This window comes from Acinetobacter sp. WCHA55, assembly GCF_002165305.2.
GTDB lineage: Bacteria > Pseudomonadota > Gammaproteobacteria > Pseudomonadales > Moraxellaceae > Acinetobacter.
Genome location: NZ_CP032286.1, coordinates 2,267,418 through 2,284,685, shown reverse-complemented (window position 1 = coordinate 2,284,685; position 17,268 = coordinate 2,267,418). Strand labels below are relative to the sequence as shown.

Below are 17,268 nucleotides of genomic sequence, written 5' to 3'. Positions count from 1 at the left end.
GTTATCTACAGTAAATTGTAATAAAAAAAGAGAGCCGAAGCTCTCTTTTTACGTTGCGGAATTAGTGGCGTGCGGCTTTTTTGCCTTCATCGACCGCTTTGACAATTGGTGCTTTGACCAACGGTTCAGGCATAGAGGTCAACGCTAGTGGTAAAATTTCATCAATTGATTTTACTGCTTTAATCTCTAAACCTTCTTTGACATTGTCAGGGATTTCAGATAAATCACGGACGTTGTCTTGAGGAATGAAGACCAATTTAATGCCACCACGGTGTGCTGCGAGTAGTTTCTCTTTCAAGCCACCAATACGCATTGCACGGCCCCCTAGACTGGTTTCACCTGTCATCGCGATATCAGGACGAATTGGAATACCAGTGAAGGCAGAAACCAATGCTGTCGTTAACGCGAGACCTGCAGAAGGGCCATCTTTAGGTGTTGCACCTTCAGGTAAGTGAACGTGTACATCTGTTTCATCAAAGCGAGATGCATCAATACCGAGTTCATCTGCACGGGTACGTACCACGGTCATAGCAGCAGTAATGGATTCTTTCATCACGTCACCAAGTGAACCTGTAGTGATGAATTTTCCTTTACCTTTGACCGCTGCAACTTCAATGGTCAATAACTCACCACCAACAGAAGTCCATGCCAAACCGTTCACGCGACCGACTTGGGCTTCGTCTTCCGCCATACCAAAGTCAAACTTATGTGGACCTAAGTAGTCTGGAAGGTTTGCCGAAGTCACATCGATTTGCAGATTTTTCGCCTTTTTACTGACCGCTTCTTTGACCACTTTACGGGCAATTTTAGAGACTTCACGTTCTAAGCTACGCACACCCGCTTCACGTGTATAACGTTGCACGATGTCACGAATCGCTTCTTCATGAACAGTCAATTCTTTTGCACGTAGACCATTATTTTTAATGGCTTTCGGAACAAGGTAACGTTCAGCAATGTTGACTTTTTCATCTTCGGTATAACCCGGTAGACGAATCACTTCCATACGATCCAGTAAGGCTTCAGGAATATTCATGCTGTTTGCAGTACAAATGAACATCACTTCAGACAAATCTAGATCAAGATCGAGGTAGTGATCATTGAATTTGCTGTTTTGTGATGGATCGAGTACTTCAAGCAACGCAGAAGCAGGGTCGCCACGGTAGTCTTGTGCCATCTTGTCGATTTCGTCGAGCAAGAACAATGGGTTCTTCACGCCGACTTTCGTTAAAGACTGCACAATTTTACCCGGCATCGCACCGATATAAGTACGACGATGACCACGGATTTCCGCTTCATCACGTACGCCACCTAATGCCATACGGACAAACTCACGACCTGTCGCTTTCGCAACAGATTCACCCAGTGAAGTTTTACCTACACCTGGAGGGCCAACCAAACAAAGGATTGGGCCTTTAAGCTTTTTCACGCGTGACTGTACCGCAAGATATTCGACAATACGGTCTTTCACGTCATCTAAGCCATAGTGGTCTGCATCCAGAATTTCCTGTGCTTTCGCAAGGTTAATACTGACTTTGCTGGCTTTATTCCAAGGCGTATCTAAGATGGCCTCGATATAATTGCGCACCACAGCCGCTTCACTAGATGCAGGTTGCATTGCTTTTAGTTTACGGAATTCGCTTTCCGCTTTTTTACGCACGTGTTCGGGCAAATCTGCTTCAGCAAGACGTTTTTCAATTTCTGCAACGTCATCTTCTGCACCGCCATTCATGTCGGAAAGTTCACGCTGAATCACCTTCATCTTTTCATTGAGGAAGTATTCGCGTTGGTTTTTCTCCATTTGACGCTTCACTGAGTCATGTAAAGTTTGCTCAATCTGTTGTTCTTCAGATTGTTGCAATAAATACGTCATCAGTTCTTGTAAGTGTGCTTCAAACTCATCGTGTTCGAGGAATTTTTGCTTCACATCAATATTCAGTGGAACACGGGTCGCTACGAAGAATAATAATTGAAGTAAATCGTCGATCTTGTTCGCAGCAGCAATCAGTTCACGTGCATTACGTAGTTTTGCTTCAGCGTATTGACCAAACAGGGCACGTAACTCTTGTACACGTGTTTCTTGTGTTGTTTTGTCAATGTGGACTGACATTGGGCTAAGCGCATGTTCAGCTGTGAGATAATCATTTTCATCAATGATTTTTTCTAGCTTTGAACGATGTAAGCCTTCAATTAATACTTTTATACAGTTTTCATCATTTTCATGATTCACAACTTGCACAATCTTCGCGACAGTACCGTATTGATATAAGTTGTCGTGATCAATTTCTTCTGAAAGAGAATCTTTCTGAGCAACTACAAATACTAGATTGTCACTGTTACGAGCCACATCAACTGCATTGATCGATTTTTCACGACCTACAAATAGCGCGATTTGCATGTGTGGGTACACCACTACATCACGTAACGCTAAAAGTGGTAATACACTTGGAACCTGAGGCTCTAAGGTTTCTTGATTCATAATAATTTCAGACATGGGCACTCCTAATGAGTGACAACGGTGTTGCCATGTTTTTTATAGTGATGGGTATTTTAAAAAATACAAGGGCAGGTCAAAATAAATTGTATAAAAAATGACTAAACATGTGATTTTTAAGTATTCTCAACAGTCAAAAATGTCAATTTTAGCGCTTGAAGCGTAAATGTTGTCGAGGGGTTAGTAGTCCATCTAAAGGCTGATCCCATTTTTCCCGGATTAAAGTTTGTGGCACCAACTGGAAATGATGCGCCAAACCAAGACGAAATGGACGGTGATAGGGCGCAGATGCCAAGGTTTTATCATAAAAACCACCGCCCATGCCAATACGTGTGCCATAAGGATCACACGCCAATAATGGCATGAGCAGGAGCTCTAAATGTGAAACGTGTTGCCCACGTGTCGCCATGGGCTCTTGCATACCCAGCGGATGGTGGGAAAAGCGTTTATTTTGAAATTGGTTGTGTGAAACTTTGACCCACACCAAGCGTTGATTCATATTGCAAATCATCGGTAAATACACTGCTTTTTTTTGATGAAAACAATACGTAATGATTTTATGGGTTTGAATTTCCCCAAAGGCATGTAGATAAATACCGACGTGCTTGGCCTGTTTGAATTCGGGCACGCGTTTTAAGCGCTGTAAAATTTGCTGTTCGGACTGCTGCTGTTGATAGGAGGAAACTTGTCTGCGTTGTTTGCGAAGTTGTTTTCTGAGTTGGGCAAGTTCAATCGACATGGTGAACGCAGTCCTGAGTATCGAAAAGATGAGTGTTAAAGTGATCGCCAAATTAAAAGGCAGGCTTTATTTATAGCCTAGTGTTGAACCTTTTTTCAGTTCTTGCAAAATGGGGCAGCAACTATCTGTCGTGGTTTTACATTCATCCACCCAAGTTGAAAGCCGTTGTTTCAAAGCATTGAGTTCCTGTATGCGTTGGTCAATTTTTTCCAGACGTTGCTGAATCACATCACGGACTTTTTCGCGGTCATCTAATTGTAAGTGCAATAAATCCTGAATTTCACTGAGTTGTAAGCCCGCATCTTTACCTTTCTGAATAAAGCTTAAGGTTTCAATATCTTGCTGACCATAATAACGATAGTTTTGAGTCGTTTCAGGAATGCGCATCAGACCAATGCGTTGATAATAACGGATCGTTTCTACATTAACATGACACTGTTTTGCCAGTTTGCCGATCGTAAGCATAAAATAATCTCCAAAAGGCTTGACTCAGTACCTAGGTACAGACTTTATGCTAACACAATCAAAAAATAAAAGGTGAGTCAGAATGAGTGAGCAACACAAAACTTCTTGCTGTTCCAAAGATAAATTAGCGCCTACGGTCATAAGGATCGACCCAGTTTGTGGTATGACAGTGGCGGAAGATTCTCCACATGTGTATGAGCATCAATCTGTTCGTTATTTGTTTTGTTGCTCAGGCTGTTTAAAGAAATTTGCCGCTAACCCAGAGGCTTACTTAGGCTCAGAAAAACAATCAAGCACTTGTTGTGGTAAACCGAAAACAGATTTAAGCAATGCTTCCTCTCAGGCGAAAGAGGGAAGTGCTGTAGTTATTTCCAAAGGCTGTGGTTGCGGATCCAAACCTGTGTCAGATGCAGAGAAGACCACATTTATTGACCCTGTGTGTGGTATGACCGTGACGGATTTAAGCAAACCGCACACCGAGTGGCAGGGGCAGGATTATTATTTTTGTAGTGAAAAGTGTCAGCAAAAATTCATTGCCAATCCGGAGGCTTATGTAAAGGTTGAACATTTAGATTCTGTAGTTAAAGCTTCAGGTTGTTGTGGGTCGACTCCGAAAGTGGTTGAGAAAAAAGCATCCTGTTGTGCACCTAAGCCACAAACAGAACCAGATACCAAAGCCAGTTGTTGCGCACCTAAACCTAAAGCAGAACCAGCCAAAAGTAGTTGCTGCGGTGCAGGAAAGCATGAACATCATGCTCCATCTGGTTCATCCGCATTTATTGATCCTGTCTGTGGTATGTCCGTTGACCCAAATACAGAGTTAAAAACGGATTATCAGCAACAGACTTATTATTTCTGTAATCCTTCTTGCTTAGATAAGTTTAAGGCTGACCCTGAGTTTTATCTGATTCCACCCGATCAGCGTCCTGTGCCTGAAGGGGCTGCGGATATGGACTATACCTGTCCGATGGACCCTGAAATTGTACAAAAAGGACCGGGGACGTGTCCGATTTGTGGTATGGCACTCGAGCCGATGCAACCGACTTTAGATGATGCACCCAACCCAGAGTTGGTGGACTTTAGCCATCGCTTTTGGATGACTTTACCACTGACGTTGATTGTATTTGTACTGGCGATGGGTTCGCACATTCATAGTTTCATTTCACCGCATATTCAGCCGTGGATTGAGTTAGTCCTCGCGACTCCTGTAGTGCTGTGGGCAGGTAAACCCTTTATTGAACGTTGCTGGACTTCGTATAAAACTCGCAACCTCAATATGTGGAGCCTTATTGGTGTCGGGGTGTTGGCAGCTTATATTTATAGTGTCGTGGCAACGATTTTCCCAAGTGTGATTCCAATGGAAGCCAAAACTGGGCACGGCGTTGCAGTGTACTTTGAAGCGGCCTGTATGATCGTGTCTCTAAGTTTGCTTGGTCAAATCATGGAACTGAAAGCGCGTGCCAAAACCGCAGACTCACTCAAAGCCTTACTGAAACTGCAAGTCAACACGGCCAAGTTGGTTCAAAACGATCAAGTGGTTGAAGTGGATATTGGTATGGTCAAACAAGGCGATATTTTACAAATTGCCTCAGGTGAGCAGATTCCACTCGATGGTGTGGTGGTGGAAGGGAAAACCTATGTCGATGAAGCCATGATGACGGGCGAACCTGTACCTGTGAAAAAGCAAGTGCATGACACGGTGATCGGTGGTACGGTCAATCAACAAGGCAGTATTCGTATTCAAACCACGGCGGTCGGGGCGAATACCACTTTGGCGAAAATGATTCAAACGGTAGCAGAAGCACAGCGTTCAAAAGCGCCGTTACAACGTTTGGCCGATGTATTTGCCAAGTACTTTGTCATCATCGTGCTATTGATTAGTGTGCTGACCTTTGCTGCTTGGATGATCTTTGGTGGTGCACAATTTGACTTGGCTCTGATGTGCGCGGTGGCGGTACTGATTATTGCTTGCCCATGTGCGCTGGGTTTAGCAACGCCAATGTCCGTGATGGCAACCACAGGTCGCGCGGCACAAAAAGGGGTACTGTTTAAAGATGCAGAGGCGATTGAAGCGTTAAGTAAGGTCAATACATTGATTGTCGATAAAACAGGGACTCTGACGGAAGGTAAACCAAGTCTTAAAGAAATTCAGTTGCTCAGTCCAAATGTAGAACAAACTCAAGTAGAACAGTGGATTGCCTCGATTGAGCAATATTCTAGTCATCCGATTGCTCAAACTCTGACTCAAATTGTTCCTGCACAGCAATTGCTTAAAGTAGCAGACTTTGAAGATGTGACTGGGTTTGGTGTCAAAGGGCAGATCGGCGAGCAAACCCTCTATATTGGCAGCCAAAAGTTGCTAGAACAACTCGGCATTACTTTAGATGATACTTTGCAAAGCCAGTTGAATCAGCAACGTGCGACAGGCAACGTGATCAGTTTCTTAAGCAATAACCAAGAAGTGCTGGCTTATATTTCTATTCACGATGCGATTAAAGCCAATGCTCAGCAAGTGATTCAACAGCTGATTGATGATGGTATTGAAGTGGTCATGGCAACAGGTGACCACGAACAAAATGCCCAGTTGGTGGCTAAGGAATTGGGTATTCAACACGTCTATGGCAACTGTACGCCAACTGAAAAACTGGAGATCGTGAAGAAATATCAGGCCCAGGGTAAAATTGTCGCCATGGCGGGAGATGGCATTAACGATGCACCTGCACTAGCACAAGCCAATGTCGGGATTGCTATGGGGAACGGAACTGATATTGCGAAACAAACTGCGCAAGTCACTTTGGTGAAAGGTGATATTCGTGGAGCAGCCGATGCGCTACATATGGCGAAACTGGGTGTACGTAATATGAAACAGAACCTTGCATTTTCCTTTGTGTATAACGGTTTGGGTGTACCTGTGGCAGCAGGGATTTTCTATCCATTAACAGGTTTATTACTCACCCCGATGTTTGCTGCGGTGGCGATGTCACTGAGCTCACTGTCCGTGGTCTTAAACGCTTTACGTTTACAGAAGAGTAAATAAGCGCTTTTAGATTTTTACAGTCTCTTTTTTAAGTTGAATCTTAAAAAGCATCTTTTTAACAAAGATGCTTTTTTTATGATGATTCGTGATGGAAGGAAGCACAGCGTGAATAAACATTGCCCCCTTCAAGCCTTTTTTGATTCAACTTGATCTAAAGAGCCTTGATCAGGTTAGACAGATTAAGATTGGTTAAACAATACAAAAAGGAGGTGTTTGGGTAAGCACTAAAGTTTTAATGAGCGTCATATCGTGAGTCATTTTTAAATTATCTACAATGGAAACTTAAAAAATAGTAGTAACTGCCGTACTATAAGCGGGATGGAGAAAAAGCAGGATTCAGGGTGAATTTAAAAAATCTAGAAGCATTTTATTGGGTTGTGACCTTAAATAGCTTCAATAAGGCTGCTGCAAAATTACAAACCACTCAGCCTGCGGTTTCCCAAAAAATCACTGCTCTTGAAAATGATTTAGGTTTTAAAGTACTCGATCGCAGTTTTCGACAGCTTAAACCCACCCATAAAGGCATGACCCTGTTTAAATATGCTGAAAAGTTTATGCGTTTGGAAACCGATTTGGTGGCTGAGCTGACTGAAAACCAGCATTTAACAGGAACAATTCGTTTAGGTGTTTCTGAGACGATTGTTTATACGTGGCTGGTTGAATATATCGAGAAAGTACAAAAAGAGTTTCCTAAAGTTTCTGTGGAAATTGTGGTGGATTTAACTCCAAATTTGCAAGAGGGTGTGCGTACAGGAGATTTGGACATGGCCTTTTTGCTGGGCCCGACTTTGGCTTTTGAGTGTGTGGAACAGGCGCTATGTGACTTTGAGCTGAGCTTCTTGGCAGCGCCATCTTTTAAAGGTGGGGTGGGGCAAATGTCGTTTAAGACATTGATGTCTCATACCATTTTAACCTACCCGAAAATTACCTATCCCTATAAAGAGCTCAAGGCCAAAATGAAAGAGCAGGCACTGGATGAGCCGCTTTCAATTACCAGTTATTCGCTTGCGACCTTATTGCGTCTTGCGGAGCAAGGTTTAGGGATCGCCGTTGTGCCGACCTTAACGGCGCTAAAGGAAATTACTGATGGTCGCTTAGAAATTTTAAATACCCCGATCCAGCTCAAAACTTTTCATTTCACCTCAATTTATATGCAAGGTAATGATGCAGCCTTAAAAGAGAAATTAACTGATGTCGCAGTCGCTGTTTCTGAAAGTGCAATGAAAAGATTGCTGGAGAAAATTAAAAAATAATTGAGGCGTACCAGTTTTTTGACAAGTGAAGTTACTTTATCTCAAAACGTAATTTGTTTGAAAAACCATAAAAGCAGCTTATCGTGCGTGATAAGTAAAATTTATCATTAGACTTTTAATAAATAAAAAACATTAAAATACAGTTATTTGAGTTTAATAATTGATTTAAAAAGTCGTATTGTTCCTCGCGCTTGCCTATGTTCTTATTTCAAATAGAAGATTTGATCCACCATGGCTTTGGTTGGGCAACAGGGAATCTTTGTCAGTTAAATGGATTTAAGAACAGAATTTGCAAACAAAATGATGTTCTTGGTTCAACTTGAAAATAGCGTTATTAAGCTCAAATGGACGAGGAACGCATTAAATATGTCTTTATTAAAATCTTCTTTTTTATCAGATCGCCAATGGGCCATTGTTGCTTCAATCTTTATGATGGCAACTTCTGCAATGGGGCCTGGTTTTCTAACTCAAACCGCAGTCTTTACTGTGAAATTGGGTGCGGCGTTTGGTTTTGCCATTCTCGTGTCTATTTTGATTGATTATGTGGTTCAACAAAACATTTGGCGTGTCGTAACACTCACGCAAATGCGTGCCTCGGATATTGCCAATAAAGCCTTGCCGGGCAGTGGTTACTTACTGGCTTTTCTGGTCATTTTGGGCGGCTTCTTCTTCAGTATTGGTAATATTGCAGGCGCAGCTTTAGGTCTCAATGCATTATTTGGTTTGGACACCAAATGGGGCGGCATTTTAAGTGGTGCTTTAGCCATTTTAATTTTTGCTTCAAGAAAAGCCACGCTGGCCATGGATAAAAGCATGATCGTTTTGGGGTTGCTTAAAATCATCTTGATTATCATTGTTGCCGTTATTGTGATGCCACCTGTGGGCCAAGCTGTTCATCAAACGTTTGCACCCGACCAGATTGATTTTGCCATTATCACCACGATTGTTGGTGGAACGGTCGGCGGCTATATCTGTTATGCAGGCGCCCATCGTTTACTGGATAAAGGCGCGGTTGGCCCTGAAAATATTGATGAAGTTGCAAGAGCCGCAACCAAAGGTATTGTGGTTGTAGGCATCATGCGGTATGTGCTGTTTTTAGCTTTCTTGGGTGTGGTTGTCAGTGGTGCAACGATTGATTTAGCCAGCCATGATGCCAATCCCGCAGCGCAAGCTTTTCAATATGCCGCAGGGACTTTTGGTTATAAATTATTTGGTCTGATTTTCTGGGCAGCAGGGATCAGCAGTACTATTGGTGCCGCTTATACTTCGGTTTCATTCTTTACTGCATTTAAGAAAAACTTCAGTCCTAAACAAACCAACTACACCACCATTACATTTATCGCTTTAGCGTTATTGCTGTATGTGGTACTGGGTGCAACTCCTGCTGGATTGTTGATTTTTGTTGGTGGCTTTAATGGTTTGGTATTGCCAATTGGGTTAACGATTTTTGTTTATGTAGCTGCTTGCCGTAAAGATATGATGGGCAATTATAACTATCCAAAATGGTTACTTATTTTGGGAGTACTCACGTGTATGTTGACATGGTGGATGGGCTATATGTCCTTTACCACAGTCTTTAATTATTTAACCAAACTTTAAGCCAGACGACGGTGAAGTGATAAAGGAATTAAGCCATGTTTGTAGATTTAAATAGTGACTTAGGTGAAAGTTTTGGTTCGTGGAAAATGGGCAATGATGACCAAATTCTACCTGTGGTGACGAGTGCCAATATTGCATGTGGCTTTCATGCAGGAGATCCGCTGGGGATTTTAAAAACACTGCGCAAGGCTGTTGAATTAAAGGTCACGATTGGCGCGCATGTATCTTATCCAGACCTCGTCGGTTTTGGTCGCCGTAATATGGATGTGTCACGTGATGAGCTGATTGCCGATGTGTTGTATCAAATTTCCGCACTAGATGGTCTAGCTAAAGTGGCAGGTTCTCAAGTGCAATATGTGAAACCACATGGCGCACTGTATAACACTATTGCACACGATCAAGCTCAGGCAGCTGCAGTGATTGATGCTATCAAAATGTATAACCCAGAACTGGTTTTGGTGGCACTGGCAGGTTCCAAATTGGTTGAACAAGCACGTGCGGCAGGCTTAAAAGTTGTATCTGAGGCATTTGCAGACCGTGCTTATAACAGTGATGGTTCACTGGTCTCTCGTCGTTTAGACGGTGCAGTTTTACACGACTCTGCATTTGTGGCACGCCGTGTGGTGTCTATGCTTAAAAATGGTGGGGTTGAATCGATTGATGGCGTATTTACTCCTATCCAAGCCGATACGATTTGTTTACATGGCGACACCGCTGGTGCCTTAGAGATGTCGGCTGCGATTAAAGCTGAACTGTTAAATCATCATATTGAAATTCGTCCCTTTGTCTTAAAGCATGAGGAAGTGCGCAATGTATAAGGATATTCGTGTCGATTCAGCGCAGCTTGAAGCTGCTTTAGCTGCGCGTTTAAAAATTCGTGCTGGCTTTGACAAACCAACGGCAGGTATGGCTGCGGGCATGACGCAGGTGAATATGATTTCGGTGCCTAAAGATTGGGCTTATGATTTTCTACTGTATGCACATCGCAATCCGCAAAGCTGCCCTGTTTTAGATGTGTTAGAAGAAGGTGTTTATGCCACAAGATTGGCAGAAAACTCAGATATACGTACTGACTTTCCACGTTATCGCATCTGGAAAGAAGGTGAAATGGTCGATGAAGTCACCGATGCGAGTGATATTTATCATGCGCATCCTGACTTGGTGACGTTTTTAATTGGTTGTAGTTTTTCTTTTGAAACAGCACTGCAAGAGGCGGGCATTGAAGTTCGTCATATCCATGATCAGACCAATGTACCGATGTATTTGAGCAATATTCAATGTCAGCCTGCGGGGCGTATTTCGGGCAACATGGTGGTTTCTATGCGCCCGATTCCTTCCCATCAAATCACGGATGCCGTCAAAATTACAGCACGGATGCCAAGTGTACATGGCGCGCCTGTACATATTGGACATCCTGAAGGTTTGGGCATTCGTGATGTGAATCAGCCAGACTTTGGCGATGCTTCACGTATCGAAGCTGGGGAAATTCCCGTATTTTGGGCTTGTGGTGTCACCCCACAAGCAGCGGTGATGAACTCAAAAATTCCTTTTGCCATTAGCCATGCACCCGGTCATATGTTGATTACCGATATACCTGATCGTGCATGGATAGGTTAAGCGGCACGAAAGAACAATTAAAAGGATAGGCACATGCGTTTTTTATCGGTAAACGCGGATTGTTTTCTTATAGAGCTTGCGAGCTTAGAGGAAACATTGGCGTTGTACAATAAATTGCACACGATGCAATTGAATGGAATTAAAGACTTAGTCCCTGCTGCAAAAACGATTTTGGTTTTTTTTAATGAAATCGAAACCAACTTTAAAACACTGGTTGCTTCGATTCAGACTGTAAAAGTCAGTTCAGGTATTGAGCGTAATGTGCAAGAACTGATAATTCCTATCTGCTATACGGGTGAAGACCTCGCTCAGGTTGCAGAGTTACAAGGGCTTTCAATTGCTGATGTTATCTTGAAGCATCGTCAAAGTGTTTGGAATGTGGGTTTTATTGGCTTTGCGCCGGGCTTTGCATATATGAGCAGTCCCGATCGACCTTTTACAGATATTCCTCGTTTAGCCGTACCACGTAAAAAAATACCGTCAGGTTCTTTGGGGCTGGCAGGGCAATATTCAGGGATTTACCCGAAAGACAGTCCGGGGGGCTGGCAGCTGATCGGTACGACTGCTGAAAAAATGTGGGACTTGGAGCGTCAAAATCCAGCGCTACTGTTACCGGGAATGACAGTACATTTTGAAGATGTCACACATCAACCGACCACGGTTAGCGTACCACAGCAAGTCACTAGTACAGTTGAGCCGAAACACTCCATGCCTTTGTTTACGGTAACGGCACCGAGTCTACAGATGCTGATTCAAGATGAAGGGCGTTTTAACCAGACCAAAATTGGTGTGGGTGTTGCAGGGGCGATGGATGTATCGGCGATGCACAGTGCAAATCGAATTGTTGGTAACCCAACTCCGACGCCTGTAATTGAAGTTTTAAATGGTGGTTTGAAAGCCAAAATGCATCAGTCCGCAGTTATTGCGGTTACAGGAGCAATTTCAAACATACAAGTGAAATTTAGTGATAGCCAAAAGGCTGACTTTGGCAGTTATCAGGCGATTGCCCTTGATGAAGGCGATGAATTTCAGATTCAAGCACCGACGGCAGGGCTGAGAAATTATCTGGCAATTCGTGGTGGTATCGACGTGCAGCCTGTGCTGAAGAGTGCCTCATTTGATAGTTTGGCTGTATTAGGGCCTGAACCTCTAAAAACGGGGGATACTGTTTATCAAGGACAGGTTAAGGCTTCAAATATCAGTGTCACCGAAGTTGCGAAGTTGAACTTGCCTAAAGTCGGCGATGTGGTAGAGCTAGACATTGTGATGGGACCGCGAACGGATTGGTTTGAAGCAGAGAGCATAGAACGCTTATGTCAGCAAGCATGGCTGGTGACCAATGAAAGCAATCGGGTTGGCCTGAGACTCTCGGGTGAGCAGCCGTTGCAGCGAAAAATTACCCATGAGTTGGAAAGTGAGGGAACCTGTATAGGTGCTTTACAGATCCCGCCAAATGGTCAACCTGTACTGTTTATGAATGACCATCCCTTAACTGGTGGTTACCCCGTCATTGCGGCTGTAGCGAAGCACCAATGGGAATTGGTGGCGCAAATTCCAGCAGGTTGCCAAATCAAATTTAAAAAAATGACCGAATTTACAGATTTTGAGAATAAATGATGACGACTGAAAAATTATTAATCGCAAACCGTGGTGAAATTGCCGTTCGTATTATTCATGCTTGCCGTGATATGGGTATTTCATCGGTTGCTTTATATGCCAATGACGATATGGACAGTCTGCATGTCGAACTGGCGGATGAAGCATGGGGTCTGGCGGGTGCAACTGCACGTGAAACCTATTTAAATATTCCAGCCATTCTTGACGTTGCTAAAAAGTCCAAAGCGACCATGGTTCATCCAGGTTATGGTTTTTTATCTGAACGTGCTGAATTTGCTCAAGCCGTAATTGATGCAGGCTTAAAGTGGGTCGGGCCATCACCGAATGCTATTGAAAAATTGGGTGATAAAATTGAAGCACGTAAGATAGCGGCTTCAGTGGGTGCGCCTTTAGTTCAAGGCACACAAGACCCTTTAAATAATGCTGATGAAGCCCTCGAGTTTGCAAAGCAGTTTGGTTTACCTATTGCGATTAAAGCCGCATTTGGCGGTGGTGGTCGCGGTTTAAAAGTTGTTTGGAAACTGGAAGATGTAAAAGAGCTGTATGAGTCGGCTGTACGTGAAGCACAAGCCGCTTTTGGCCGAGGTGAGTGTTTTGTTGAGCAATACCTAGATCAACCACGCCATGTCGAAGCACAAGTGATTGCCGATCAACATGGCAATGTAGTGGTTTTAGGTACACGTGATTGTTCGCTACAGCGTCGTAATCAGAAGTTGGTTGAAGAAGCCCCAGCGCCTTTTATCAGCGATGCAATTTATGCAGAAATTTTAACTTCGGCTAAAAATATCTGTCAGGCAGCTAACTATGTTGGTGCGGGTACCGTTGAATATTTGCTGAGCCGTGATGGAAAGCTTTCATTTTTAGAGGTGAATACCCGCTTGCAGGTGGAACATCCTGTCACGGAAGAAACGGCCAATGTCGATTTGGTGGTTGAACAAATTCGTGTGGCTCAAGGCTATGAACTTTCAATCAAAGAAACCCCGAAAGCGCAGGAGCATGCTATTGAGTTTCGTATCAATGCTGAAGACCCTGCTCGTGGCTTCATTCCTGCATTTGGTGTATTGAGTTTATTTGAAGCACCGTTTGGTCAGGGTGTCCGCGTCGACACAGGTGTTCGTACAGGCTCTTTGGTGTCGAGTCATTTTGATTCGCTTATGGCAAAACTGATTATTACTGGCCCGACACGTGAGGTTGCTATTGCCCGTGCTAAACGTGCGCTGAAGCAATTTAAAATTGAAGGGGTTGCTTCGGTTCTAGACTTTCATCGTGCTGTATTAAATGAAGCTGATTTTACCGACACATTTAATGTCCATACTCGTTGGATTGAAAATGATTTTAAACAGGATTTAAAGCCAACGAAACGCAGTATTCCGAATCATCAACAGCCGATGTTACTCAGCTATATTGAAATTGATGGAAAATTACACCGTTTAGGCTTGCCAGCAGGCATGTTTGCACAAAGCCCTACAATCACAGTTCAAGACCAATTAGCTACAGAAATAGCTGCGCGTGCTGAACATTTACTTGCTCCGATCAATGGTGTGATTAGTAATTGGAAAGTAGAAAATGGGGAGCAGGTCGTAGAGGGGCAAGTAGTGGCAATTATGGAAGCCATGAAAATGGAAGTCCCTGTACTTGCGCATCAAAGCGGAGTGATTCAGTTGATGGCTCAACAGGGAGAGACTTGTCACGCAGAACATATTCTTGCATCGATTTGCTAAACCCTTAAATGATTTGAATGAACCTGATGTAGCATTCAGCTAAGTCAGGTTTTTCATTTGGAAAGTTTTAAAATTGAGTGCGAATTAGCTTTTGTTTTATGGATAAATAAACTAGAAAAATGACACGATAAAAATTTAACAAATAAGGAAAGAACTTGTTTCTGAATCGGCTTCTTGTATATCGTATATGCATTAGTAACGAAATTATAATATAAACTATTCTGCTTGTTCATTGGAACGCTTTGAAGATTTCCTTTTCTAGACTTTTGAATCAACATACTTTTAATGATTTATGTGGGTTTTAACATGAGGCGAAACAGGTATTATTTATAAGTTATGTTATTCAATTAAATAAAGCACTCCGATGATGCCGCTGCATGTGTCGTTACCCTGAACCCGATGAGTTCTGAGGGAAATCTTGTTTTTGGCGAGATGAGACAATATTAAACAAAGTTTAAATACATGAAAAATTAAAATAAATATTTGTATTTAAATAATAAAATACTGAAGTCTATGAAACAATACCACATTGTTCAGAAGTATAAATAATTTGCCTACCATATGCCTACTTCTTCACTTCTGCCTACCTTTTAACGTTTTCAGCCTACCATTTGCCTACTAAATTTATTTGTAAAATTTAATAAAAAAAAGTGAATTAAACTGTTTTTTGAGATGTAGAGTTTACTGGTAGCCGATTCATTTAAGCAAAAGCATCCGCTTTCTGATCCTAGACAGTATCGTGGACAACCTATCCCTCTAAATTCTTAAAATATTCCTGTTCAAAGGCTTCGGGACTTACCCAGTCATTTGCAGAATGCCTTCTGATTCGATTGTAGTAAACTTCAATATATTCAAACAATATAGCATTCGCTTCTTTTCGGGTAGTAAACACACTACCGTGAACTACATGACTTTTTAATGTGTGAAAGAAGCTTTCGGTCACTGCATTATCCCAACAGTTTCTCCTGCGTGACATACTTTGAATACAGTTATTCGTTAATAACAGGGCCCTAAAATCACGACTATAGTACTGTGAGCCTTGATCAGAATGCACACACCTGTTGGATAACCCTGACGAGCCATTGCATAATTAAACGCATCACACATCAATTGACGGTCTATTCGATGGCTGGTTTGCCAACCCACAATACGACGACTGAATAAATCTAACATCACGCATAAATACAACCAACCTTCTTTGGTGTGGATATACGTTATGTCGGTTGTCCAAACTTTATTTGGCCGAGTGACTGTAAACTGGCGATCTAACAAATTCGGCGCTGTTGGCAAACGATGTTTTGAATCAGTCGTATGCTTATATTTACGGGAAATCTTGCTGCGTAAACCAAGCTTTCTCAACATTCTTCCAACTGTACGTTCACTCATGCAGTAACCTAAATCATGCATGTCGTGCACCAGTGAAGGTGCTCCTAAGCGAGCATGGTGTTGCCAATATACAGCTTTTAAATCAGTATATTTCTGTTTGACGTAAATCAGTCTCTTTCGCCAAGCATAGTAGCCCGAAGTGCTAACACCTAGACATTTACAAGCAGAAGAAATCGTAATTTCAGTCATAGCTAGACCTTGGATTAACGTGTACTTTTCTTGGCATGATCTGTTAGGAAGTACACATGCGCCTTTTTTAAAATGTCATTGGCTTCCCTGAGCTGTTTGACCTCTTTCTCTAAATCAAGAATACGCTGTTGTTCTGGTGAGAGTTGGCGTTTGCTTGAACCCGCTGGATTAGCTTCACGAATCCATTTATCTAATGTTGAATAACCTACACCTAATTTCTGGGCGATTGCAGCTACAGACTCGTGTGAGTTTGAAAGTGCATAATCAATTGCTTGCTGTTTAAATTCTGGACTAAAGCGTTTAGCCATTTTTACATCTCCAAAGTTAACGTAACGTTATCTTTAGAGGGACTATGTGTCCATTATTTTGTCTAGGATCATTCTTATAAATCGTTTTCAATAGTGAAGCTTGGAAAAGTGAACCGAAAAAACTCGGAAATTTAATTTTTAATGATAAGAGGGCAAGAGTCCTCTTTTTTTTGTTGAGTCAATGAACAGGCCTTTGCCTTTCGAGCACTGGACTTGAAAGTGAAATACGCAGATTAATTTACAATTTAAATTGAAAATATTTGATCAATATTGAACAAATATGTTTAAAATTGATGTGTTTTAGAAATGCTTGGAAAAAATGGATTTTTTAGGTTGTCTTTTATATTGAAATAATGAATAAGGAGCTAATAAGCCAAATGTTTACAAATATTTATGTCACTTTTTTGACTTGTATTGTTCTAATTTCCAATGCATATGCAGAGGATGGGATTATTGGAAAATGGAATACTATTGATGATAAGAGCGGTGTTGCACGAGCAGTGGTGCGTATTTATAAAAATGCAGATGAAACATATGCAGGAAAAGTTGAAAAGATTTACCCCCAATTAAATCAATCTGAGCCATTTCATGAGACTTGCTTTAGGTGTAAGGGAAAATTAAAAGATGCTAAAGTTGTGGGGATGCAAATTCTTTCGGGTTTTGTTATAAACCCTCAAAAAGAAAATGAATATATTAATGGAAAAATTCTAGATCCCGTTTCAGGGGAAATTTATAAAAGCAAAATTAAACTATCGAAGAATAATAGACGTCTTAATCTAAGAGGGTATGTAGGAATTTCACAGCTAGGAAGAAGTCAGACATGGATACGTATCGAATAATTGTCTT

General features: G+C 42.1%; 10 protein-coding genes and 2 pseudogenes. 8 read left to right on the top strand and 4 right to left on the bottom strand.

The window, feature by feature from the left end:
* Positions 1–61: 61 nt before the first annotated feature.
* From lon to CDG62_RS13850, 3 genes are all read right to left on the bottom strand, one after another.
* Entirely contained in the window at positions 62–2,491 is a 2,430-nt protein-coding gene (gene lon / locus CDG62_RS13860) for an endopeptidase La (RefSeq protein ID WP_087527241.1), read from the bottom strand.
* A 148-nt stretch (positions 2,492–2,639) separates the two neighbouring features.
* Positions 2,640–3,230, bottom strand: a complete 591-nt coding sequence (locus CDG62_RS13855; RefSeq protein ID WP_087527242.1) for a 5-formyltetrahydrofolate cyclo-ligase — start codon at positions 3,228–3,230, stop codon at positions 2,640–2,642.
* Positions 3,231–3,296: 66 nt separating this feature from the next.
* Positions 3,297–3,695, bottom strand: a complete 399-nt coding sequence (locus tag CDG62_RS13850; RefSeq protein ID WP_087527243.1) for a MerR family transcriptional regulator — start codon at positions 3,693–3,695, stop codon at positions 3,297–3,299.
* Between the two features lie 82 nt (positions 3,696–3,777).
* Between CDG62_RS13850 and CDG62_RS13845 the strand changes: the two genes are divergently transcribed.
* The 7 genes and pseudogenes from CDG62_RS13845 to CDG62_RS13815 all read left to right on the top strand — a co-directional run bounded on the left by CDG62_RS13845 (position 3,778) and on the right by CDG62_RS13815 (position 14,539).
* Positions 3,778–6,732, top strand: coding sequence for a heavy metal translocating P-type ATPase (locus CDG62_RS13845; RefSeq protein WP_087527244.1), 2,955 nt, complete (start codon positions 3,778–3,780; stop codon positions 6,730–6,732).
* A gap of 341 nt (positions 6,733–7,073) precedes the next feature.
* The gene (gene mumR / locus CDG62_RS13840; protein WP_087527245.1) at positions 7,074–7,985 is read left to right on the top strand and encodes a LysR family transcriptional regulator MumR; all 912 of its coding nucleotides are present in this window, start codon (positions 7,074–7,076) and stop codon (positions 7,983–7,985) included.
* A 344-nt stretch (positions 7,986–8,329) separates the two neighbouring features.
* A pseudogene (locus tag CDG62_RS13835) lies at positions 8,330–9,584 on the top strand (NRAMP family divalent metal transporter).
* Between the two features lie 35 nt (positions 9,585–9,619).
* On the top strand, positions 9,620–10,402 hold the full coding sequence (locus CDG62_RS13830) for a LamB/YcsF family protein (RefSeq protein WP_087527246.1): 783 nt from the start codon (positions 9,620–9,622) through the stop codon (positions 10,400–10,402).
* A complete protein-coding gene (locus CDG62_RS13825) occupies positions 10,395–11,201 on the top strand; it encodes a putative hydro-lyase (RefSeq protein WP_087527247.1) in 807 nt (268 codons plus the stop codon). Before CDG62_RS13830 ends, CDG62_RS13825 begins: the two co-directional genes overlap by 8 nt.
* Before the next feature lie 33 nt (positions 11,202–11,234).
* Positions 11,235–12,818: an urea amidolyase family protein gene (locus CDG62_RS13820; RefSeq protein WP_087527248.1), complete on the top strand. Its 1,584-nt coding sequence runs from the start codon at positions 11,235–11,237 to the stop codon at positions 12,816–12,818.
* Positions 12,818–14,539 carry an acetyl/propionyl/methylcrotonyl-CoA carboxylase subunit alpha gene (locus CDG62_RS13815; protein WP_087527267.1) on the top strand — a complete coding sequence of 574 codons (1,722 nt, stop codon included), beginning with the start codon at positions 12,818–12,820 and terminating at the stop codon, positions 14,537–14,539. The genes CDG62_RS13820 and CDG62_RS13815 overlap by 1 nt, the downstream gene beginning before the upstream one ends.
* Positions 14,540–15,287: 748 nt before the next feature.
* Here the strand turns inward: CDG62_RS13815 and CDG62_RS13810 are convergent.
* Positions 15,288–16,422 (bottom strand): annotated as a pseudogene (locus CDG62_RS13810) (IS3 family transposase).
* A gap of 377 nt (positions 16,423–16,799) precedes the next feature.
* Here CDG62_RS13810 and CDG62_RS13805 point away from each other — a divergent pair.
* Positions 16,800–17,261 (top strand): DUF2147 domain-containing protein, encoded by a 462-nt coding sequence (locus tag CDG62_RS13805; protein WP_087527268.1) that lies wholly within the window; start codon positions 16,800–16,802, stop codon positions 17,259–17,261.
* Positions 17,262–17,268 lie beyond the last annotated feature (7 nt).